Source organism: Altererythrobacter sp. B11, from assembly GCF_003569745.1.
In the GTDB taxonomy this organism is placed as follows: domain Bacteria; phylum Pseudomonadota; class Alphaproteobacteria; order Sphingomonadales; family Sphingomonadaceae; genus Croceibacterium_C.
In genome coordinates this window covers 1,084,140-1,104,462 of the sequence record NZ_AP018498.1, presented here as the reverse complement: position 1 = coordinate 1,104,462, position 20,323 = coordinate 1,084,140, and the positions used below count along the sequence as shown (strand labels likewise).

Annotated in this window: 19 protein-coding genes; 9 read left to right on the top strand and 10 right to left on the bottom strand. The window is 67.6% G+C overall.

All coding sequences use genetic code 11. The features are described from left to right. Positions 1 to 106: 106 nt before the first annotated feature. Both AEB_RS05285 and AEB_RS05280 read right to left on the bottom strand, forming a co-directional pair. Positions 107 to 535 carry a nuclear transport factor 2 family protein gene (locus AEB_RS05285; RefSeq protein ID WP_119082248.1) on the bottom strand — a complete coding sequence of 143 codons (429 nt, stop codon included), beginning with the start codon at positions 533 to 535 and terminating at the stop codon, positions 107 to 109. Between the two features lies 1 nt (position 536). Then, positions 537 to 1,064, bottom strand: a complete 528-nt coding sequence (locus tag AEB_RS05280) for a MarR family winged helix-turn-helix transcriptional regulator (RefSeq protein WP_231958919.1) — start codon at positions 1,062 to 1,064, stop codon at positions 537 to 539. A 127-nt stretch (positions 1,065 to 1,191) separates the two neighbouring features. Here AEB_RS05280 and AEB_RS05275 point away from each other — a divergent pair, with 127 nt between their 5' ends. The 3 genes from AEB_RS05275 to AEB_RS05265 all read left to right on the top strand — a co-directional run bounded on the left by AEB_RS05275 (position 1,192) and on the right by AEB_RS05265 (position 5,464). Beyond that, positions 1,192 to 2,667, top strand: a complete 1,476-nt coding sequence (locus AEB_RS05275; RefSeq protein ID WP_119082246.1) for a carotenoid oxygenase family protein — start codon at positions 1,192 to 1,194, stop codon at positions 2,665 to 2,667. 99 nt (positions 2,668 to 2,766) lie between these two features. Beyond that, positions 2,767 to 3,168, top strand: coding sequence for a peptide-methionine (R)-S-oxide reductase MsrB (gene msrB, locus AEB_RS05270; protein ID WP_119082245.1), 402 nt, complete (start codon positions 2,767 to 2,769; stop codon positions 3,166 to 3,168). A 103-nt stretch (positions 3,169 to 3,271) separates the two neighbouring features. Further along, complete coding sequence (locus AEB_RS05265; protein WP_119082244.1) at positions 3,272 to 5,464, top strand: PBP1A family penicillin-binding protein; 2,193 nt, start codon at positions 3,272 to 3,274, stop codon at positions 5,462 to 5,464. A 61-nt stretch (positions 5,465 to 5,525) separates the two neighbouring features. On the opposite strand, the gene AEB_RS05260 is transcribed toward AEB_RS05265, so the two are convergent. From AEB_RS05260 to hflK, 3 genes are all read right to left on the bottom strand, one after another. Further along, positions 5,526 to 7,052, bottom strand: a complete 1,527-nt coding sequence (locus tag AEB_RS05260) for a Do family serine endopeptidase (RefSeq protein WP_119082243.1) — start codon at positions 7,050 to 7,052, stop codon at positions 5,526 to 5,528. A gap of 139 nt (positions 7,053 to 7,191) precedes the next feature. Next, a complete protein-coding gene (hflC, locus tag AEB_RS05255; protein ID WP_119082242.1) occupies positions 7,192 to 8,040 on the bottom strand; it encodes a protease modulator HflC in 849 nt (282 codons plus the stop codon). Next, entirely contained in the window at positions 8,040 to 9,170 is a 1,131-nt protein-coding gene (gene hflK, locus AEB_RS05250; protein ID WP_119082241.1) for an FtsH protease activity modulator HflK, read from the bottom strand. Before hflK ends, hflC begins: the two co-directional genes overlap by 1 nt. 136 nt (positions 9,171 to 9,306) lie before the next feature. On the opposite strand from hflK, the gene AEB_RS05245 reads away from it, so the two are divergent. Genes AEB_RS05245 through hemH form a run of 3 tightly spaced genes read left to right on the top strand, consistent with a single transcriptional unit; the run spans position 9,307 to position 13,609 of the window. Next, positions 9,307 to 10,275, top strand: coding sequence for an Mrp/NBP35 family ATP-binding protein (locus tag AEB_RS05245; RefSeq protein WP_119084472.1), 969 nt, complete (start codon positions 9,307 to 9,309; stop codon positions 10,273 to 10,275). A 5-nt stretch (positions 10,276 to 10,280) separates the two neighbouring features. Next, positions 10,281 to 12,569, top strand: a complete 2,289-nt coding sequence (locus AEB_RS05240) for a xanthine dehydrogenase family protein molybdopterin-binding subunit (RefSeq protein ID WP_119082240.1) — start codon at positions 10,281 to 10,283, stop codon at positions 12,567 to 12,569. Continuing rightward, the gene (gene hemH / locus AEB_RS05235; protein WP_119082239.1) at positions 12,566 to 13,609 is read left to right on the top strand and encodes a ferrochelatase; all 1,044 of its coding nucleotides are present in this window, start codon (positions 12,566 to 12,568) and stop codon (positions 13,607 to 13,609) included. Before AEB_RS05240 ends, hemH begins: the two co-directional genes overlap by 4 nt. On the opposite strand, the gene AEB_RS05230 is transcribed toward hemH, so the two are convergent. Continuing rightward, positions 13,606 to 13,803 (bottom strand): DUF1674 domain-containing protein, encoded by a 198-nt coding sequence (locus AEB_RS05230; protein ID WP_119082238.1) that lies wholly within the window; start codon positions 13,801 to 13,803, stop codon positions 13,606 to 13,608. The two genes, hemH and AEB_RS05230, sit on opposite strands and share 4 nt — an antisense overlap. 16 nt (positions 13,804 to 13,819) lie before the next feature. Between AEB_RS05230 and AEB_RS05225 the strand changes: the two genes are divergently transcribed. Next, complete coding sequence (locus tag AEB_RS05225; protein WP_119082237.1) at positions 13,820 to 15,061, top strand: RsmB/NOP family class I SAM-dependent RNA methyltransferase; 1,242 nt, start codon at positions 13,820 to 13,822, stop codon at positions 15,059 to 15,061. A 12-nt stretch (positions 15,062 to 15,073) separates the two neighbouring features. On the opposite strand, the gene AEB_RS05220 is transcribed toward AEB_RS05225, so the two are convergent. The 3 genes from AEB_RS05220 to AEB_RS05210 are packed head-to-tail and all read right to left on the bottom strand — an operon-like array spanning position 15,074 to position 17,398. Next, positions 15,074 to 15,529 carry a DUF2721 domain-containing protein gene (locus AEB_RS05220; RefSeq protein WP_231958918.1) on the bottom strand — a complete coding sequence of 152 codons (456 nt, stop codon included), beginning with the start codon at positions 15,527 to 15,529 and terminating at the stop codon, positions 15,074 to 15,076. A 23-nt stretch (positions 15,530 to 15,552) separates the two neighbouring features. Beyond that, positions 15,553 to 16,587 carry a mannose-1-phosphate guanylyltransferase gene (locus AEB_RS05215; protein ID WP_119082236.1) on the bottom strand — a complete coding sequence of 345 codons (1,035 nt, stop codon included), beginning with the start codon at positions 16,585 to 16,587 and terminating at the stop codon, positions 15,553 to 15,555. Between the two features lie 55 nt (positions 16,588 to 16,642). Further along, positions 16,643 to 17,398, bottom strand: a complete 756-nt coding sequence (locus AEB_RS05210) for an energy transducer TonB (RefSeq protein WP_119084470.1) — start codon at positions 17,396 to 17,398, stop codon at positions 16,643 to 16,645. Positions 17,399 to 17,538: 140 nt separating this feature from the next. Here AEB_RS05210 and AEB_RS05205 point away from each other — a divergent pair, with 140 nt between their 5' ends. After that, positions 17,539 to 17,757 carry a DUF2171 domain-containing protein gene (locus AEB_RS05205; RefSeq protein WP_119082235.1) on the top strand — a complete coding sequence of 73 codons (219 nt, stop codon included), beginning with the start codon at positions 17,539 to 17,541 and terminating at the stop codon, positions 17,755 to 17,757. Between the two features lie 193 nt (positions 17,758 to 17,950). Next, a complete protein-coding gene (locus AEB_RS05200; protein ID WP_119082234.1) occupies positions 17,951 to 19,522 on the top strand; it encodes a tannase/feruloyl esterase family alpha/beta hydrolase in 1,572 nt (523 codons plus the stop codon). A 55-nt stretch (positions 19,523 to 19,577) separates the two neighbouring features. Here AEB_RS05200 and AEB_RS05195 read toward each other — a convergent pair whose 3' ends face one another. Then, the gene (locus tag AEB_RS05195; protein WP_119082233.1) at positions 19,578 to 20,276 is read right to left on the bottom strand and encodes a pirin family protein; all 699 of its coding nucleotides are present in this window, start codon (positions 20,274 to 20,276) and stop codon (positions 19,578 to 19,580) included. Between the last annotated feature and the right edge of the window lie 47 nt (positions 20,277 to 20,323).

The window sequence follows — 20,323 nt, the reverse complement described above, 5'->3', positions numbered from 1 at the left end:
TGGGCTTGACCCAAGGTCTCGCGCGACCCCCTCGGTCCAAGTGGTTCCGCAAGGAAGCGGGGCCCCGGGTCAGGCTCGGGACGACGGAGATGGGATGAGGGGCGTGCTAGGGCCGGAAGTCCAGCCCGCCCACACGCTCGGCGAAGCGCCAGCCTTCGCCCGTCAGCACGATCCGGTCGCGATACCAGCCGACCAGCGGGGAATTGGCGCTCATCACCGGCAGTTCGCCGTCCGCCGCCACATCGCCCTGGAACAGCAGGATGGCGCTGAAGGCACGCGCGGTTTCCGGCCCGTCCACATCCACCACCGTGTTGGCGATCACATGGCGCTGCGCGCGCGGCTTGCGGGCGAGGAAGCTCTCCAGAATGGCCGCGCGGCCCAGCACCGGATCGCCCCCGCTCGGCCGCATGAAGCGCGCATCTTCGGTATAGAGCCGCGCCACCGCTTCCCAATCCTGCGCATCGTTGAGATTGGCGTAGTGGTTGATGAGGCGCGTGCATTCCGCCTCGATCCGCAACCGGTGATCCTGTTCCATGTTACTTCCCTTCCCCCGCCGGCCGGGTGGCTTCGAGGAAGCGCGAGCGGCCTTCGGCATCGGTGGCTTCCAGCGTGCCGATCAGCGTGTTCATGATCCGGTCGAATGCCGCGACATCATCGTCCGACAAGTCGCTGAGCAGATATTCGGCCACCTGCACGCTTTGCGGCAGCATGATGCGATAGAGCCGCTCCCCCTCCTCGGTGAGGCTCAGCGTCTTGCGCCGGCGATTGGCGGGATCGGGGGCCACGGTGATGCGGCCATGCTTTTCCAGCGTCGCCACCGCGCGGCTGACGCTCATCGCGTTCACGCCGGTGTGGGCCGCCAGTTCGTGGCTGGCCGAGGGGCCGAGATGGCCGATCGCCATCAACAGGCGGAATTCGTTCAAGCTGATATCGTGGCGATGCGAAAGATGCGTGGAAAATGGGGCCATCAGCCGGTTGTTGAGCTTCAGCAGGCGGTGCAGCGTTGCCACCTTGTTGAGCCGCGCCGGCGCCGCCGCAGGCCCTTCCGACAGTTCGTGAACCATGCTTTTCCCGTTTGCCCGCATCCGGCGACCTTTCGATTTTCTTCCGCCCTGTCAATGTCGGGCTTTGCGGTAAACTGTAACAGGCGTTACGATCATCGGCGAGGAATCATTGGGAGAGTTTCAGCTCATGGGCGCGTTTCCGCAGACCATCCATTTCATCGGCAGCAACACCCCGCGGCGGGCGGAGATCACCATCCGCGACCTGGAGGTGGAGGGCGAAATTCCCGCCGCCATCGACGGCGCCTTCTTCCGCGCCGTGCCCGACAATGCCCATGCCCCGCTGTTCGACGAGGACATCGCCCTGAACGCCGACGGCATGATCGCGCGCTTCAACTTCGTGGAGGGCGCGGTGGATTTCGACATCCGCTGGGTGGAGACGGAGCGGTTCCTGGCGGAAAAAGAGGCGCGGCGGCGGCTGTTCGGCCAGTATCGCAACCCCTTCACCGACGATGAAAGCGTGGCGGGGATGGACCGCACCGTGTCCAACACCACGCCGGTGTGGCACGCCGGCCGCCTGTTCATGACCAAGGAGGACGGGCGCGCTTACGAGATCAATCCGCACACGCTGGCGACGCTGGGCAAGTGGGATTATTACGGCGCGCTGCGATCGGAAACCTTCACCGCCCATCCGCGGATCGACCCGCAGACGGGCGAGATGTTCTTCTTCGGCTATGAAGCCGGCGGGCTTTGCAGCGACGACATCGCCTATTGCATCGCCGACCGCGACGGCAATCTGACGCGCGAACAATGGTTCAAGCAGCCCTATCTCTCCACGATCCACGATTTCGTGATCACCGAGAAATACGCGATCTGGCCGATCTTCCCGACTACCGCGGATCTGGAGCGCATCCAGTCCGGCGGGGCGCACTGGGCGCACCAACAGGATCTGGAAAGCTGGATCGCGATCATGCCCCGCTATGGCGACGTGTCGGAGATGAAGTGGATCAAGGGGCCGGTGGGCGTATCCTGCTTCCACGAGGTGAATGGCTATGACGATGGCGATCTGGTCCATCTGGACCTGTGCCTCAGCGCCACCAATGCCTTCTCCTTCATGCGCGAGGCCGGGGGCATCGACATTCCCCAGCACGAGATCGGCGGCGGGCTGGTGCGCTGGACGCTGGACATGAGCAAGGACGCGCCGGAGATCGAGGAGCGGCCGCTCGGCCCTCCGGGCGATCTGCCGCGCCTCGCCGATGCGGATCAGGGGCGGCCCTACAACCGCGCCTGGTATCTTTCCATGAACCCGGAAGGTGGCCCGCCCATGCCCGGCGGCCCGGTGGGGGTGAACTTCAACTGCCTGCTGCGGATCGAGCCGGGCAACGGCCGGCTGACCGCGCTAGGCGTGCCGCCCGGCGCGGCGATCAGCGAGCCGGTGCATGTCCCCTCCCCCGATGCGCAGCATGGCGGCTGGCTGATGAGCGTGGTGGATATTCCGCAGGGGCCGGACCCGGCGAATTATGTGTCGGAAGTGTGGATCGTCGAAGCGGACGAGGTGGAGAAGGGCCCGATCGCCAAGGTGAAGACGGGCCTCCCGCTGCGCAGCCAGGTGCATGGCAGCTGGGTGAGCCGCGAGCGGATGGATACCAGCAAGGCCCACGCCTGAGCATGATGCGAGCGGCAGGAGGGGCAGGCCGCGGCCCGTCCCGCCGCCCTGCTTGCCTCTCCGCCGCCGCGCCCCATATTCGCGCGGAAGGAGTTGCCCATGGCCGACAAGATCGAAATGAGCGAGCAGGAATGGCGCGAGCGCCTGACGCCGGAGCAGTATCACGTGCTGCGCGAAGCGGGGACCGAGCGCGCCTTCACCGGCAAGTATGAAAAGAACAAGGCCGCGGGCGAATATGTCTGCGCCGCATGCGGCCTGCCGCTGTTCGAAAGCGACGCGAAATACGACAGCGGCTCCGGCTGGCCCAGCTTCACCCGCCCCGCCGATGGTGACGCGGTGGAGGAACGCACCGACAGTTCGCATGGCATGGTCCGCACGGAAGTGATGTGCGCGCGCTGTTCCGGCCATCTCGGCCATGTCTTTCCCGATGGCCCGGGGCCGGAAGGCATGCGCTATTGCATCAACAGCGCGGCGCTGGACTTCAAGCCGGAGGATAAGTGACCGCCTGACGCCCTTGGGGCGTTAACGCTGGGTTACGAATCCCCTATGCACTCCGCTGGTGAACCGGCCGGCGGGTGTGCCGGCCGCAAGATGACGGGGCCTGATGGCAAAGCGAAGGGGCAGCGGCCCCGGTCCGAAGAAAGACGCGGCGCGCGGTTCGCGGCCGGCCTGGTGGAAAGTCTGGCTGCGGCGGCTGGTTGTGTGGGGCGGCGCCCTGGCGCTGCTCGGCGCGCTGGCGCTGGGCACGGCGGTGTATTTCGCCGCCCGCAACATTCCCAGCTTCACCGCCCTGATGAACAGCCAGAACGGCCAGACCATCGTGGTGCGGGCGCGCGACGGAACGGAGATCGTCTCGCTCGGCCCCAGCTACGGCGAGTGGCTGCGCTCCGACGAAATCCCGCAGGTGATGAAGGATGCCATGGTCGCGGTGGAGGATCGCCGCTTCTACATGCATTTCGGCGTCGATCCGATCGGCCTTGCCCGTGCGGTGCTCGTCTCCTTCCGCAATGACGAACGGGTTTCTGCCACCTCCACCATCACCCAGCAGCTGGCCCGCAATGTCTTCCTCAATTCCAACCGCAGCCTGGACCGCAAGCTGCGCGAAGCGGTGCTGGCGATGGCGCTGGAGGCGAAGTTCTCCAAGGAACAGATCCTCGAGCTCTATCTGAACAAGGTCTATTTCGGCGGCGGCGCCTATGGCATCGATTCCGCCAGCCGGAAGTTCTTCAGCCATTCCGCGCGCGACCTTTCCATCGGCGAGGCGGCGATCATCGCGGGGCTGGTGAAGGCACCCAGCCGCTATGCCCCCACAGCCGATGTGGATGCGGCGGTGAGCCGCGCCAATGTGGTGCTGGCGCAAATGCGCAAATATGGCGCGATCGGCGCGGCGGAGGCGGACAGCGTGGATGTGTCCGCCGTGAAGCTGAAGCCCGAGGCGGGGCAGAATTCGATCCGCTATTTCACCGACTGGACGCTGTCGCAGCTCGACCTGCTGCTGCCCGGCGGCAGCTTCGAACCGATCGAGGTGTGGACCACGATCGATGTGGGGATGCAGCGGGCGGCGACCGCCGCGATCAAGAGCAATGCCCCCAAGGGAGCGCAGGGGGCGCTCGTCAGCCTCGATCGCGATGGCGCGGTGCTGGCGATGGTGGGCGGCACGGATTACGTGAAGAGCAGCTACAACCGCGCGACAGAGGCGCTGCGCCAGCCGGGATCGGCGTGGAAGCTGTTCGTCTATCTCGCCGCGCTGGAAGCCGGCTACAAGCCCGATGACCGGGTGGTGGACGAACCCGTGACGATCGGCGACTGGAGCCCGCACAATTCGGGCAACAGCTATGCCGGCGAGATCGATGTGCGCACGGCCTTCGCCTATTCCAAGAACACGGTGGCGGCGCAGCTGGGCAACGAGGTGGGCTTCTCCACCGTCGCTTCCATGGCCCGCCGCTTCGGTATCAGTACGCCGATCTCCACCTATCCTTCGATGGTGCTGGGCACGTCGGAAGTGCGGGTGATCGACCTGACGCGCGCCTTCGCCGCAGTGCAGGCGGGCGGCCAGTCGGTGGAACCCTATGGCATCACCAAGGTGACCGGCGCCAATGGCGAAGTGCTTTATGAGCACGAGCCTTCGCGCAGCACGCAACTGGTGCCCGATTACATCGCCGCCGGAATGACCGACCTGTTGCAGACCGCCGTCAACACCGGCACCGGCCGCGCCGCCCAGATCGGCCGCCCGGTGGCTGGCAAGACGGGCACCACCAGCAGCAACAAGGATGGCTGGTTCGTCGGCTTTTCCAGCGGCATCACCACCGGCGTGTGGATGGGGCGCGACGATGCCAGGGCCGTATCCGGCCTGTCCGGCGGCCGCGCCCCGGCGCAGGCCTTCGCCGCCTATATGCGTTACGCGGTGAAGGACCGGCCGGTGGAGCAGTTCGAAACCGAGCTGACCCTGCCCGACTGGCAGCTCGAGCCCGATGACGAGTGGCTCTATGGCGATCCGGGCGAGGAATATTACTATGTGGACGAGCAGGGCAATCTGATCGAACCGGGTGGGCGCAAGCGGCCACAGGGGCCGGATTTCCCGATCGAGGGGGAGCTTCCGCCGCAATCGCCGTCCGCCCCCGGCCGCCCCACGCCCGGCTCCACCCAGCAAGCGCCGCAGCGCGGCCCCGCCCCGCCGGCGGCAAGCGACGATTTCCTCGATCGCGCTACGGGGCGGGAGGAACCGCAGGCCCAGCAGCGCAATCGCCGGCCGCCGGCCCCGGGGCAGACGCCCTTCAACGAAGCCTTCGGGAATTGAAAAAGGGCCCGATGCGGTGATCGCATCGGGCCCTTTCATGGCCTGGAAGCCGGAGCCTCCGTTAGCGGAGGCGTATCGGCAGGGTCAGTTCCGGCCCGCCGCGTGCCTTGAGCCGCAGCAGCACGGCGGAACGGCCGGCAGACTGCGCCTCGCTGATCACCGCCTCCAGATCGCTCGCGCTCGTCACCGGCTCGCCATTGGCGGCCAGGATCACGGTGCCGCGCTGGATGCCCTTGGCGGCCGCATCGGCGCTGGGATCGACGGCCGCGACCACCAGCCCCTTGGTGTCGGCCGGCATGCCCAGCTGGCGGGCGATCTGCGCCGTCAGCGGCAGGGTCTGGATACCCATGGCCTTCTCAATCGTGCCGCCGCCCTGGGGGGCCGTCGGCTGATCGCCGGGATCGTCGCTATTGGGGTCGAAGCTCTGCGCCGCGATCTCTTCCTCGCTCGGTCGCTTGCCGACCTTCACATTCACCTTCATCCGCTTGCCATCCCGCAGGACGTCGAGCGGCACGGTGCGGCCCGGCTCGATATTGGCGACGATGAAGGACAGCGTCTGGTCCGGCGTCACATCCTTGCCGTTCACCGTCAGCACCACGTCGCCCGCCTTCAGCCCGGCCTGGTCCGCCGGTTCGCCCGGCTGCACCATCTGGATGAACTCGCCGCGGTTCTTGGGAATACCCAGCGCTTCGGCGAAATCATCGGTCACCGGATTGATGCGCACGCCCAGATAGCCGCGCTCGATCGCTTCGCCCTTCACCAGCTTGTCCACGATCGGCGCCGCGGTTTCCGCCGGGATCGCGAAACCGATGCCCACGCTGCCGCCGGAGGGCGAGAAGATGGCATTGTTGATGCCGATCACATTGCCCTGCATGTCGAACAACGGGCCGCCCGAATTGCCGCGATTGATGCTGGCATCGGTCTGGATGTAGCGGTCATAGGCGCCGCTGGTGCCGGTGTTGCGATAGACGGCCGAAACGATGCCGCTGGTGACGGTCCCGCCAAGCCCGAAGGGATTGCCGATCGCGATCACCCAATCGCCCACGCGGGACTGGCTGGAATCGCCGAAATGCACAAAGGGGAAGGCCTTGCTGCCCTTGATCTTGAGCACGGCGAGGTCCGACGCATCGTCCGTGCCGACCACTTCGGCGGGATATTCCGTGCCATCCGCGGTGGTGACGGTGACCGATTCCAGCTCCGCATTGCCCTCCGGCTTGATCACGTGATTGTTGGTCACGACATAGCCATCGGCCGAGATCAGGAAACCGGACCCGAGCGACTGCGCCTCACGCGTCGTGGAGCCGCCGCCCCCGCCTCCGCGATCGCCGAACAGATCGGCGAAGGGCGTGTTGGCGAAGGGGTTTGTCTGAACCGTCACGCGCTGCTTGGTGGAGATGTTCACCACCGCCGGCTGCAATTGCTCGGTTAGATCGGCAAAGCTGACGGGAGCGCCGGCGCGGGGGACAACCGAAGTCATCTTGCTGGCGTCGTTCTGCGCCACCTGTGCACCTGCAGGGTGGCCGGTGATGAGAGAGATGGCCGCCCCGCCAGCCAGCAGGGCGCCGGTAATGCCGTAAGAATAGCGCACGGGCTTTACGTCCTTTTGTCCTTCGAGTGTCCGGCGCGTGGGGCGCCGACCGATTCAGTCCCGGCCGGGAAAATCACCCTTTGGCCTGAACTCCCATTGAACAGACAGCCGCGGCTGGCCCCGCAGGGCCAGCCGGCACTTACCGGCGCTTGCCGCGGAACTGCTGCAGATACTCATTGTCTTCGCCAAGGATGATGCTGCTCTGGCCCGAACCCTGCTCGAACGTCCGGCGATAGCTCTCCATGGCGCGGTAGAAATCGTAGAAATCGGGATCCTTGCCATAGGCCGCCGAATAGGTCTTGGCCGCCTGCGCCTCTGCCTCCGCCCGGATGATCTGGGCGTTCTTGCGTCCCTGCGCGCGGATCGTCGCCGCTTCCTGCTGGCGATCGGTCTGCATGCGGGTGAAGGCCGCCGTCAGGGGGGTGCCTTCGGGAAGGTCGGCCCGCTTGATCCGCACGTCGATCACCTGCGCGCCATATTCGCGCGCCTGGGCATCCAGCTTCCGCCGGATGTTGGACATTGCCGTGCCCCGCTCCGCCGTGAGCAGCGAAGCGAAGCTGCGCCGACCCAGTTCCTGCCTGAGAACGGAAGAAAGGATGGGCTGCAGCTGCGCCTCCACATTCTCTTCCGTGCCCGCATTCTCCACCATCTTCACCGGGTCGATGATGCGGAAGCGCGCATAGGCATCCACCTGCAGCCGCTGCTGATCGCTGGAGAGCACTTGCTGCGGCTCCATATCCAGATCGAGCACGCGCTTGTCGACATACTGCACCCTGTCGAGCAGCGGCACGCGGTACCATATACCCGCGCCCGTACTGCCGAAGGGCTGCCCCGGCTTGAAGCGGTTGACCACCGCCACCGGCTCACCTGCGCGCACCACCACAGCCTGGCTCGTTTCCGGCACCACGATGATGAAGCTGAGCGCAACCAACAGGGCCACGCCAATCGCGATGAGCGAACGCTTGTGATCGTCCCAGAGCGATTGCATCACTGCCCCTCCGCCGGCTGGGCGCTGGGCGCGCTGCTGCGCTTGCGCACTTCGGGCAGCGGCAGATAGGGCGTCACGCCATCGGTTTCGATCACCGTCTTGTCCGTCTTGCCCAACACGCTTTCCATGGTTTCATAATAAAGGCGGCGCCGGGTCACTTCCGGGGCCAGCCGGTATTGTTCATAGATCTTGTCAAACGCCGCGGCGTCGCCCTGTGCCTGCGCCAGGATCTGCTGCGCATAGGCTTCCGCCCGGTTGATCTCGGTGTCGGCATCCTGCTGCGCGGCGGATACGTCCTTGAAATCCTCCACCACCTGCTCGGGCGGATCGGTCTTCAGAATGTCGATCCCCTGCACGGCAATGCCGGAGCGATAGGCATCGAGCACGGCCTGCATGCGCTCACGCACCGTCTGTTCGATATCGGCGCGGCCCGCGCCGGACAGCACGCGGTCCAGCTCATGCTCGGCCACGGACGCGCGCATCGCCGCCTCCGCCACTTCGCGCAGCGTCTGCTCCGGATCGGCCAGCTGGAATTCGAACTGCTTGAGATCCTTGATATACCAGCGGATCTGATAGCTGAGGTCGACCAGGTTCTGGTCCCCCGTCAGGATGAGCTTTTGCTGCGTGCCTTCGGGGATCCGCACACGGCGGATTTCGCTGACGTTCTGCACAGTCACATGCTGGAAGGGCCACGGGAAGGTCAGGTTGAGGCCCGGATCCAGCGTGCGGCTGTAGGCGCCGAAGGTCGTCACCAGCCCGCGCTCTCGCGGGGCGATCTGGTGGACGCTGGTGGCGCCAAGCCACACCAGCACCAGCGCGCCGATGGCCAGCGGGAACCAGCTGCCACCGCCGGGCCGCTGCGGCATGCGGAAATTGGGGCCGCCCGGCCCGCCGCGCCGGCGCGGGCCTTCCGGCCCGCGATTCTTGAAGATATCCTCTATGCTGGCAGAACGGCGCGGCCGCTCTTCCGACCCGCCGGAAGGAAGCCAGGGGTTGCGCGGGCCGCGCGGGCCGGCGCCATCGTCCGACGGGGGCGTGCCGCCTTCGCCGCCCGCACCCTCAGCGTCGCCACCTTCGCCGCCACCCTTGTCTCCCCCGGGCTTGCCCCAGGGGTTGCGCTTTCCGGCCATCGCCAGAGCGATCCTTTCACTCAACCCGCCCATACGTGTCATGCGGTAGTGTATAGGTGTGTTGTGCGTAAAAAACAGGGGAGGGTTGGACATTTTCGCTGCAATGGCCGCGGCAGACGCGCTAGCAGGCGTGCGCATGACCTCCTCTGAACAGATCCAGCAGCAGATTCCCTCCAAACTTGCCGGCTTCGTCCGCTCCGTCCGATTCAAGGACGGCGTGGCTACCGTGGTGGCCGATGCCTCCGGCCTCGGCCGCGCGGCGGCTGCCGAATTACAGCGCGAGCTGGAGACGCATGTCGGCGCCGTCGAAGGCGTGGCCGAAGTGCGCGTGGCGCTGATGGCCGATCGGGTGGCGCGGCGGATCGTGGCCGTGGGATCGGGCAAGGGCGGCGTGGGCAAATCCACCCTCACCGCCAATCTCGCCGTTGCCCTCGCCCGTATGGGCCACAAGGTCGGCGTGGTCGATGCCGACATCTATGGCCCCTCGCAGGTGATGCTGCTCGATCCCGCCAACCAGAAGGCGCGGGCGGAGGGGGAGAAGCTGGTGCCGGTGGAAAGCGAGTTCGGCGTCAAGCTGCTCTCCATGGGCCAGCTGGTCCAGCCCGGCAAGGCGATCGCCTGGCGCGGCCCGATGACGGGCAATGCGCTGGGTCAGCTGATGGACGCGCATTGGGGCGAGACCGAAGTGCTGCTGGTCGACCTGCCGCCGGGCACGGGCGACGTGCAGCTGACGATGCTGCAGAAGTTCAAGCCGGCGGGCGCCATCGTGGTCTCCACGCCGCAGGATCTGGCGCTGATCGACGCCACGCGGGCGCTGGACCTGTTCCGCCAGGCACAGGTGCCGGTGATCGGCCTGGTGGAGAACATGGCCGGCTATATCTGCCCGCATTGCGGCGAAGTGTCAGATCCCTTCGGGCAGGGCGGCGCCGAAGCCGCGGCGCGGGCGATGGGGGAAACCTTCCTCGGCCGCGTTCCGCTGGCAATGGAAATCCGCGTGGCGAGCGACGCGGGCCAGCCCCCCGCCGCCAATGACGGCCCGCAGGGGGCGGCCTTCGCCACGATCGCCGCCAACCTCGCAAGCTGGCTCGACAGCGGGCAGAGCTAGGCACCATGAGGGTTTCCCGCCGCGCGGTGATGGCCGGCGCTGCCGCAGGCGGCGGGCTGTTTGCCGCATGGTGGCTGATGCCCCGCTCCTACCCCGCGCCACTCACACCTGAAGAGGGGGAAGCGGCTTTCGGCGCCTGGCTCAAGATCGACCCCGCGGGTGTGGTGACGGTGGCGGTGCCGGAGCTGGAAATGGGACAGGGCGTCACCACGCTGTTGCCGCAGATCGTGGCGATGGAACTGGGCGCGGACTGGCGGCAGGTCGCGGTGGCTCCGGCGCCGGTCAGCGCAGCCTACGCCAATTACCCGCTGGCCGCAAAATGGGCGCCGCTCTGGCAACCGGCCATCCCGCCGCTGGAAGACAGCCCGGACGATCTGCTGCTGCGCCGCTGGGCCGAGCGCAACCGCTTCATGGCGACGGCGGACGGGATGTCGCTGCCCGCCTATGAGCTGCCCTGCCGCGAAGCGGCGGCGGCGGCGCGCGCCATGCTGTGCATGGCAGCGGCCGATGAATGGGGCGTCGCGTGGGAAGAATGCGATACGCAGGCCGGCTTCGTCACCCACGGAGACCAGCGGCTGAGCTTCGCCGCGCTGGCGCAGGCGGCGGGCGGCTACACCCCGCCCGATCCGCCGCCGCTGCGGACCGAGCCCCCGGCGGATCCCTCGCGCGCCCTGCCCGGCGATGCCGATCTGCGCGAACTGCCGTTCCCCCGGCTGGACCTGCCGGCCAAGGTGGATGGCAGCATGCTCTTCGCCGGCGATATCCGCCTGCCGGACATGGCCTTCGCCGCGATCCGCCACGGGCCGGTCGATCATTCCGAGCTGACCGGCTTCGACCGCGCAGCGGCGGCCGGGCACCGCGGCCTGCTGGGCGTGGTGCGCGGCAAGCGCTGGCTTGCCGCCGTGGGCGAGACGTGGTGGGCGGCCGAACGCGCGCTCGATGCCATGGCGCCGCTCTTCCGGGTACATGCGCTGGCCGATTCCACCAAGATAGAGGAAGCGCTCGATGCCGCCGTGCGCCGCGGCACGCCCCAACGCGTGGCGCTGCGCGGGGACGGCGATGCGGGCATGGAGCGGCCGGACTTCGCGCTGCGCTATGACGTGATGCCTGCTGCCCATGGCACGATCGAAACCGCCAGCTGCACCGCCCGGCTCAGCGGCGGACGGCTGGAGCTGTGGCTCGCCGCGCAGGCGCCGGAGCGCGCGCGTGCCGCCGCGGCGGCAGCGCTGGGCATGGCGGTGGAGGATGTCGTGCTCTACCCCATGCCCGCCGGCGGCAGCTTCGATGCGCGTCTGGAGCATGACCATGCGATCGAAGCGGCGCTGATCGCACGGGAGGCCGGGCGACCGGTGCAGCTGATCTGGTCGCGCTGGCAGGAACAGCTGATGGAGCGCCCCCGCCCGCCAGTGTCGGCAGTGCTGAGCGCGAAGCTGGGGCCGGAAGGACGCATCCAGACCTTTCGCGCGCGGCTCGCCGTGCCGCCCGCCGCACGCGAGTTCGGCCGCCGCCAGTTCGGCAATCTCACCAGCTGGGCCGCGATGGAGGCGGTGGAGGGCGAGGCCGATCCGATGGCGCTGGAAGGCATGATGCCGCCCTATGCCATCGCCAATGTCGCGGTGGACCACGTGCCCGTGCGCCTGCCGCTGCCGAGCGGAAGGCTGCGGGCCAACGCCCATGGCTACACCTGCTTCATGGTGGAAAGCTTCATCGACGAAGTGGCCCTGCGCGCGGGGCAGGAGCCGCTGTCCTACCGCATCGGGTTGCTGGGGGAGGATTTGCGCCTGGCCCAATGCCTGCAGCGCGCGGCCCGGCTGGGAGAATGGGGCGGCGGCGAAGCGGGCAGCGGGCAGGGAATCGCCTGCCATCGCATGGGCGCGCGGCCGGACGAGTCCGGCGGCAGCGGCCGCATCGCCCTGATCGCGACGGCCGCGGCCGGCGAAGGCGGGGTGCGCGTGCGCCGGCTCAGCGCGGCGGTGGACATCGGCCGCGTGATCAATCGTGACATCGCGCTGCAGCAGATTGAAGGCGGGCTGCTGTTCGGCGTCGGCCTCGCGCTCGGCTCCGCCATGGAATACGAAAAGGGCCTGCCGCGGCAAGCGCGGCTTTCCGCGCTCGACCTGCCCACGCTGGCGGACAGCCCCGAAATCCGCGTGGAACTGATCGAAAGCGACGCCGAGCCTTTCGACCCCGGCGAAATAGGCGTGGCGCCGGTCGCCCCCGCCATTGCCAATGCGTTGTTTTCCGCAACGGGGCTTCGCCTGCGGCGCCTGCCACTGCTATCGGGCGGGCTATGACCTGGCAGGATCAACAACTCCCGGCGCAACATGCGCCCGTGCGAACGGGCAAGATCGGCGTGCTGCTGGTCAATCTCGGCACGCCCGATGCGCCCGACGCGCGCTCCGTCCGGCGCTATCTGGCGGAGTTCCTTTCGGACCCGCGCGTGATCGAGATTCCCAAGCTGGTGTGGCAGCCGATATTGCGCGGTATAATATTGAATACACGCCCGAAAAAATCTGCCGAAGCCTATGCGCAGGTGTGGACGGAGAAGGGCTCTCCGCTCGCGGCGATCACCGCCGCGCAAGCCGAAGAGCTGCAGCAAAGACTGGGCGACAGCGCGGTGGTGCGCTGGGCCATGCGCTATGGCGCGCCGGCGATCGGCGACGAATTGCAACGCCTGATGGACGCGGGTTGCGAGCGCATCCTGCTGGCCCCGCTCTACCCGCAATATTGCGCCGCCTCCACGGCCACGGTGGTGGACAAGGCCGGGGAAAAGCTGCGGACAATGCGATGGCAGCCGGCGCTGCGCACGCTGCCACCCTATCATGACGACCCCGCCTATATCGCGGCGTTGGCCGCCGATCTGGGCGCGCAACTCGATGCGCTGGATTTCGCGCCGGAGGTGCTGCTGCTGAGCTTCCACGGCATGCCCCGCCGCACGCTGGAACTGGGCGATCCCTATCATTGCCACTGCCAGAAGACGGCGCGCCTGCTGGAACAGGCGATGGCGCGCCCCGACCTGCGCTTCCGCACCAGTTTTCAGAGCCGCTTCGGCCGCGCGGAATGGTTGGGCCCGGCCACGGATGCAGTGCTGGCGGAGGAAGGTCACGCAGGAACGAAGCGCCTTGCTATCGCCGCTCCGGGATTTGCCGCCGATTGTCTGGAAACGCTGGAGGAACTGGCGATCCGCGGCCGCGAACAGTTCGAAGCCGCGGGCGGCTCTCAGTTCGCCGCGCTGTCCTGCCTCAACGCCGGCGCGGACGGCATGGCCATGCTGGAGGCACTGGTGCGGCGCGAGCTCTCCGGCTGGATCGCTCCGCCGGTCGCATCAGCCTAGAAGTCGATTGCGATGCCGTTCTTCACCCAATCGCCATAGCGGGTGGGGCTGAGCTCTTCGCCCTCGCCCTCCGCTTGCTTAGGCGGGCCGGGCTGCGGCGGCGGGCTGTCGCTCCAATAGGCGGGTTTGTGGAAGGTCTTGGGCCGCTCGGTCATGTAGTGAACATGGGGCGACTGGCGCCCGGATGCAATCATCTCTAAGCCACCCTCCATGCCCAATTCACCCGGACTGCCAGCTCGCCGTGCCGCCCTGCGCCTGCTCGATGCCGTTCTCCGGCGCGGGGAGACGCTGGATCAGGCGGATCATGCGGCCATGGGCGGCGTTCCCGGCCTGCCCGACCGCGCGCTTGCCCGCGCCATCGCGGGGGAGGTGCTGCGCTGGATGACCGATCTGGACGCGCTGATAGACAGCGCCACGCGCCAGCGGCTGGCCCCCGATGCCAAGGCGCGCACGGTGTTGCGCATGATGCTGGCACAATGGCTGCGGCTGGAAACGCCCGGCCACGCGGTGGTCGCCACTTGCCTGCCCCTGCTTGACGGCGGGCCGCGCCGGCTGGCGCATGGGGTGTTCTCCGCCCTCTCCCGCCAGCGGGCCACACTTCCGGAAGCGCCGACCCTTCCGGCCGAGGCGGCGGCGCGCTGGGGGAGCCGGGCCGGCGCAATCGCCGCCGCAATCGGAAGCCCGCCGCCGCTCGACCTGTCGCTGCGCGATCCGGCGGACACCGCGGCGTGGGCGGATCGACTCGCCGCCACCAGCCTCGCCCCTGGCCATCTGCGCCTGCCACGCGGCACCGCGGTGACGGAGCTGGACGGCTATGGCGAAGGCGCATGGTGGGTGCAGGATCTCGCTGCCTCGCTCCCGGCGCGGCTGCTCGGCGCGGGAGAAGGCCGCACGGTGCTCGACCTCTGTGCCGCTCCGGGCGGGAAGACGCTGCAGCTCGCCGCCGCCGGATGGCGTGTGACCGCGCTGGACGCCAGCGCCAAGCGGTTGGAACGGCTCAAGGAAAACCTCCGCCGCACCGGGCTGGAGGCCAAGGTGCTGGTGGCCGACGCGCTGGAGTGGTTGCCGGAAGAACAATTCGATGCCGTGCTGCTGGATGCCCCCTGCACGGCCACGGGCACCTGCCGCCGCCATCCCGACGTGCTCCACCGCATCGGCCCGCGACAGATCGCGGAAATGGCGGAGCTACAGGCGCAATTGCTGCCCCGGGCCGCCGATCGGGTGAAGCCGGGAGGCCGGCTGGTCTATGCGGTCTGCTCGCTGGAACGCGAGGAGGGCGAGGAGCAGGCACTGCGGCTGAAGCTCCCGCCGGAGCCGGTGACAGCGGCGGAGCTTCCCGCAGGGCTTGCGCCGACGGCAGAAGGCTGGCTCCGCACCGACCCCGGCATGCTGCCCGAGCATGGCGGGCTGGACGGATTCTTCATCGCCCGCTGGCGCGGCAAAGGCAGCTGACGCAGCAGCCAGTTAGAGCTTGCGATCGAGCTCGAGGAAGGTTTCCGGGATGCGCAGCGCCTCCGTGGCCTGACGCGTTTCGCGCATGAACTGCAGCAGCGCCGCCATCAGCAGCGAGACGGCGACCATGAACGCGCCCGCCGCTGCCAATTGCAGGTCGATCCCGGCGATTTCCTCCAGGAACAGCAGCGCGACCTCCAGTCCCACCGTCAAGCCGCTGAGCACCAGCAGCAGGATGGCGTGGCTGATGATCGCGATGCGCCGCGCCACCATGCGGATTTCGCGCACGATCTCGTCATGCTCCCTGCCGGAGGTGCGGGCATAGCGTTCCTGCAACATGCGCGAGCGGTCCACCACCCGGCCGAGCCGGGTAGAGAGGATGTTCATGATGTTGCCGATCGCCACCAGCATGAACACCGGCGCGAGCGCCAGCTGGATGGTGTGCGCAATCATGCCCTCGGCTGCCATCGCCCCTTCCCCCGTCTATGCAATCACTGATTACTCGCTCCGCGGAGCTTGCCCACCTTTTGCGCGCCTTCCATGGTGGTGACCAGAACCTCGTCGCCATCCACGATTATGGCGATATCCTCCAGTCCGATTACCGAGATGCGGGGCCCGTCGGTTTCGGCGAGGACATTGCGGCAATCGACCAGTTCCACGCGTCCGCGCACGCGGTTGCCCAGTGCATCGCCTTCGCGCGCATCGCGCAGCGCCTGCCAGTTCCCGATGTCCGACCAGCCCATGGCCACCGGCACCACTGCTGCGCGCGCGGTCTTCTCCATCACGGCATAGTCGATGGATTCGCCTTCGACGCGAGCAAAGGCTTCTGCGTCAGGATGGAATTCCTGTCCGCTTTCGCGCCCCTTCGCCACCGCCTCGCGAACCGCCTCGGCAATATCGGGGCGAAGGCGCGCCAGTTCGGACATCAGCGTGCCGGCGCGGAACGCGAAGATGCCGCCATTCCAGCTGTACTCTCCGCTGGCCAGAAATGTCTCGGCGGTGGCGCGATCGGGCTTTTCCACGAAGCGGGCGACACGAAATCCGGTCGCCAGCGGTTCCCCCCGTAGGATGTAGCCAAAGCCCGTTTCAGGCGTGGTCGGAGAGATGCCGAATGAGACGAGCCACTCCTGCGCCGCGAGATCGGCGGCCAGGCGCGCGGCAGTCGCAAAGGCTTCCGTATCGGCGATATGATGATCGCTGGGGCACACCAGCATCACCGTGTCTTCCGGCAGACGGGCTGCCGCCAGCGCAATGGCTGCCGCAGTGTTTTTCGCTTCCGGTTCAACGATGATGCTGACCCCGGGCACGCGATCCGTCTGCTCTTTTACATGGGCCAGATGTGCCGCGCCGGTTACGACGATTGGCAATGCGAAATGCGCAGGATCCGCGCAGCGGGCAAGGGTCGCCTCGAACAGCGTTTGGTCGTCGACGAGGGGCAGGAAAGGCTTTGGTCGCGCCTTTCGGCTTCGCGGCCACAGCCGCGTGCCGCTGCCACCGCAAAGAACAACCGGCTGGATGAGCGCCATCTCTGTCATTTTCCTTTTCTCGTCATTCGCTCAACCGGGCGAAAGCGGCAAGATATCAAAACCATCTTTGGCGCCAGCCATAGGTCGCCGACACCGGGTTGCCCGCGGCATCACGGGCCGGGCGGAAGCGGAAGCGATCCTCCGCCAGGGCGCAGGTGATGCGATCCGCCTCAGGATCGGTGCTTGGCTCCACGACGCGGCAGTCACGGGCACGGCCGTCCACGCCCACAGTCATATAGACCACCACCTGCTGACCCTGGCGCGCGGCACGGCCGCCAGGCGGCACCGGATAGTCGCGCGCATCATTGATGTCCCCTGCGATCTTCTCCGGACGAGTGACGGGTATCCCGCCCTGCCCGCTGCCTGCGCGGCCGGCGCCCGTGCCGGACCCTTCGCCTCCCGCTCCGGTTCCGGCGCCGGCATCGGTCGCTCCGGCGCTGTCCGCGCTGCCCGAAGCCGCTGCCTTCGGCGCGGGGTCAGGCCGCGGTAGCGTAACCTTGGGAACGGGAGCCATCACCTCGCGCGGTTCGGCCTTGCGGCCCGCAGCCGCAGCACCCCCTTCTGCTGCAGCCGCCGGATCGGGACTGGGGCTGGCTTCCGGTTCAGGCGGACGGGTGCGCACGGTAACCGTGACGAGGGAAGTTGCGCGCTCAATCGCAGCGCTAGTGAAATTCGGCGCGAAGGCCCGCACCAGCCCTGCAAGCACCACCGCGTGGAGCAACACCACCAGAGCGAGCGGCCCCCAGCGGACGCGGCGGCGCGGGCGCAGGTCAGCGTGCGTACCCGCGCGCCGGGGCTCTTGTTCCGCCATGATCACCGGGTCCTCATGCCAGCAATAACGTTGCGGGGCGGTTGGGGTTCTCCGACCCGTGGCAAGCGCGCGGCGAACCGCGGAACGAATACCCCCTCGAACCCGTCTGCTAGATGTAACCGCATTCCAAAGGAGTTTTTATGTTCGAGAAGCTGCGCATCAAGGAGCACATGGAAGTCGCCGATGCAAACGGCCAGCATATCGCGACGGTCGATGAGGTCGAGGACGAACGCATCAAGCTCACCCGATCGGACAGCGGCGATGGAAGCCATCACTACATTCCGCTCGATGCCGTGGACCGCATCGACGACAATCGGATCTATCTGAAGCAGGGCACACCGATCCCCGCGGGCGCCTGACGCACGAACAGGTTTACCTGCCCTTGGGCGGGTACGGCCCCGGTCCGCGCTTCCCCCCGCGCGGCCGGGGCTTTTTCATGCCCCGTCCCCTCCCCCCGCCCGCGACGAAGCGATACAAGTTTCGGGTTTGGCCTTCGGGCCGGCTTCGGGCAAAGCAGCCAAAAGCCAAGCAGAGAGGATACGGATGGCTGGAATGGGAACAGGCAGGCTGCGGGCAGGATGGGCCGCGGCGGCAATCACCGCGGCGTGCATCACCAGCCCGGCGGCCGCGAAGGCGGATTGCGCGGCCATGGCCAAGCTGGCGCTGCCGGATGGCGAGGTGACGAGCGCCACGCTGGTGCCCGCGGGCAGCTTCCAGCCGCCCCAGCTACCCGGCGGTCCGCCCCCAGGCGTGGCGGCTGCGAGCTTCCAGAACCTGCCGGAATTCTGCCGCATCCAGGCGACCCGCCGGCCCAGCGCGGATTCGGATATCAAGGTGGAGGTGTGGCTGCCGGCCACGGGCTGGAATGGCAAGTTCGCCGCGATCGGCAATGGTATCTGGGCCGGTTCGATCAGCTATTTCGAAATGGGCCGCCCGCTGGCGCGCGGCTATGCCGTCGCAGCCACGGACACGGGCCACACAGGCAATGGCATGACTGCCGACTTCGCCGTGGGCCATCCCGAAAAGCTGAAGGACTTCGGCTACCGCGCGGTGCATGAAATGGTGGTGACGGCCAAGGCTGCGATCGCCGCCTTTTATGGCCGGGGCCCGCAGCTTTCCTTGTGGAATTCCTGTTCCACCGGCGGCCGACAGGGGCTCATGGCCGCGCATCGCTATCCCGAGGATTTCGACGCGATCAGCGCAATGGCGCCCGCCAATCCCATGACCAATCTCATGACCCAGAGCATGTGGGTCGGCTATCAGCCTAACCGCGCGCCGGCCGCCAAGCTCTCGCGCCCCAAGCTGATGGCGACGCATCAGGCGGTGCTGAAGCAGTGCGACAAGCTGGACGGGCTGGAGGACGGCCTCATCTCCCGCCCGGACCTGTGCAGCTTCGATCCCGTGAGCATCCAGTGCAAGGCGGGCGACGGGGACAGCTGCCTGACTGCCGAGCAGGTGGGGACCATGCGCGCGGTCTATGACGGCGTGCGCGACAGCAGCGGCGCCTGGCTGCTGCCCGGTTTCCCGCGCGGCAGCGAGATGCAGCTGGGCATGCTGATGATGAGCGACGCGCCCTTCCCGGTGGCGGACACGTTCTTTTCCATGCTGGTCTATGGCGACAAGCCGGGCTGGACCTTCCGTCAGCTGGATTACGGGCAGGGCCTGCGCGATGCGCGGCGGTTTGCCGATATCCTCGACGTTCCCGCGGACGGCCTCGATCCCTTCTTCGCCCGCGGCGGCAAGCTGCTGCTGAGCCACGGCTGGAACGACGGGCTGATCCCGGCCACCAACACGCTGGCCTTCTACCACGATCTCTACGCCGCCCTTCCCGCTGCGCAGGCGGAACAGCAGTTGCGCCTGTTCATGGTACCGGGGATGGAACACTGTGCGGGCGGCGAAGGCGTATCGCAATTCGATACGCTGGGCACGATCGACGACTGGGCCGCCGGTGGCGCTGCGCCGATGCGGCTGGTTGCCACGCGGGCCGCACCGATGATGCCCGGCGCGCCCGAACTGCCGCCGCTATCCCGCCCACTGTGCGCCTGGCCGATGGTCGCGCAATACAACGGCAGCGGCGATCCTTCGGAGGCGGCGAACTTCAGCTGCGTGGTGCCGAAGGACTGAGGAAAAAAGGGGGGCGCTCCGGCCATACCGAAGCGCCCCTCCCGGCCTGGTGGGGTCAGGCCGCGTCGACCAGCACCACCTCGCTATCTTCCAGAGCGGTGACGCGCAGCACCGCAAGGTCGCTGATCGCCGCGCCATCGCGCGCGTTCACCCGCACGCCGTCGATCTCGACCGCCCCGGTGGCGGGCACGAGATAGCCCTTGCGCTCGTCGCCCAGCGGATAGTCCAGCGTCTGCCCCGCCCGAATGGTCGCGCCGACCACCCGCGCATCGGTGCGGATCGGCAGGGCTTCGGCATCCTCGGCATATCCGCTCGCCAGAACCACGAACTGCCCCGAACGGTCGCCCCTGGGAAAGGGCTTGGCGCCCCATTGCGGCGTATCGCCATCGCTGGTGGGGAGGATCCAGATCTGGAAGATCTGCGTCACCTCGTCCTCCATATTGTATTCCGAATGGCGGATGCCGGTGCCTGCGCTCATCACCTGCACGTCGCCCGCTTCGGTACGACCCTTGTTGCCCAGGCTGTCCTCATGGGTGATCGCGCCTTTGCGGACATAGGTGATGATCTCCATGTCGCGGTGGGGATGCGGCGGGAATCCGGTCCGGGGCTGGATCGTGTCGTCGTTCCACACCCGCAGATTGCCCCAGTGGATGCGCGCCGGATCATGGTAATTGGCGAAGGAGAAATGGTGCTTGGCATCCAGCCAGCCATGGTTCTCGCCGCCGAGTTCGGCGAAGGGCCGCAGTTCGATCATCGATGGTCTCCTCATGCGCGATGCGATCCGCCGCACCGCCGTCCCCG

What these genes read in the sequence shown, in the direction of transcription:
- AEB_RS05285 (WP_119082248.1), bottom strand. Translation starts at nt 535, where the DNA reads ATGGAACAGGATCACCGGTTGCGGATCGAGGCGGAATGCACGCGCCTC.
- AEB_RS05280 (WP_231958919.1), bottom strand. Translation starts at nt 1,064, where the DNA reads ATGGTTCACGAACTGTCGGAAGGGCCTGCGGCGGCGCCGGCGCGGCTC.
- AEB_RS05275 (WP_119082246.1), top strand. Translation starts at nt 1,192, where the DNA reads ATGGGCGCGTTTCCGCAGACCATCCATTTCATCGGCAGCAACACCCCG.
- msrB (WP_119082245.1), top strand. Translation starts at nt 2,767, where the DNA reads ATGGCCGACAAGATCGAAATGAGCGAGCAGGAATGGCGCGAGCGCCTG.
- AEB_RS05265 (WP_119082244.1), top strand. Translation starts at nt 3,272, where the DNA reads ATGGCAAAGCGAAGGGGCAGCGGCCCCGGTCCGAAGAAAGACGCGGCG.
- hflC (WP_119082242.1), bottom strand. Translation starts at nt 8,040, where the DNA reads ATGCAATCGCTCTGGGACGATCACAAGCGTTCGCTCATCGCGATTGGC.
- hflK (WP_119082241.1), bottom strand. Translation starts at nt 9,170, where the DNA reads ATGGCCGGAAAGCGCAACCCCTGGGGCAAGCCCGGGGGAGACAAGGGT.
- AEB_RS05245 (WP_119084472.1), top strand. Translation starts at nt 9,307, where the DNA reads ATGACCTCCTCTGAACAGATCCAGCAGCAGATTCCCTCCAAACTTGCC.
- AEB_RS05240 (WP_119082240.1), top strand. Translation starts at nt 10,281, where the DNA reads ATGAGGGTTTCCCGCCGCGCGGTGATGGCCGGCGCTGCCGCAGGCGGC.
- hemH (WP_119082239.1), top strand. Translation starts at nt 12,566, where the DNA reads ATGACCTGGCAGGATCAACAACTCCCGGCGCAACATGCGCCCGTGCGA.
- AEB_RS05230 (WP_119082238.1), bottom strand. Translation starts at nt 13,803, where the DNA reads ATGATTGCATCCGGGCGCCAGTCGCCCCATGTTCACTACATGACCGAG.
- AEB_RS05225 (WP_119082237.1), top strand. Translation starts at nt 13,820, where the DNA reads ATGCCCAATTCACCCGGACTGCCAGCTCGCCGTGCCGCCCTGCGCCTG.
- AEB_RS05220 (WP_231958918.1), bottom strand. Translation starts at nt 15,529, where the DNA reads ATGGCAGCCGAGGGCATGATTGCGCACACCATCCAGCTGGCGCTCGCG.
- AEB_RS05215 (WP_119082236.1), bottom strand. Translation starts at nt 16,587, where the DNA reads ATGGCGCTCATCCAGCCGGTTGTTCTTTGCGGTGGCAGCGGCACGCGG.
- AEB_RS05210 (WP_119084470.1), bottom strand. Translation starts at nt 17,398, where the DNA reads ATGGCGGAACAAGAGCCCCGGCGCGCGGGTACGCACGCTGACCTGCGC.
- AEB_RS05205 (WP_119082235.1), top strand. Translation starts at nt 17,539, where the DNA reads ATGTTCGAGAAGCTGCGCATCAAGGAGCACATGGAAGTCGCCGATGCA.
- AEB_RS05200 (WP_119082234.1), top strand. Translation starts at nt 17,951, where the DNA reads ATGGGAACAGGCAGGCTGCGGGCAGGATGGGCCGCGGCGGCAATCACC.
- AEB_RS05195 (WP_119082233.1), bottom strand. Translation starts at nt 20,276, where the DNA reads ATGATCGAACTGCGGCCCTTCGCCGAACTCGGCGGCGAGAACCATGGC.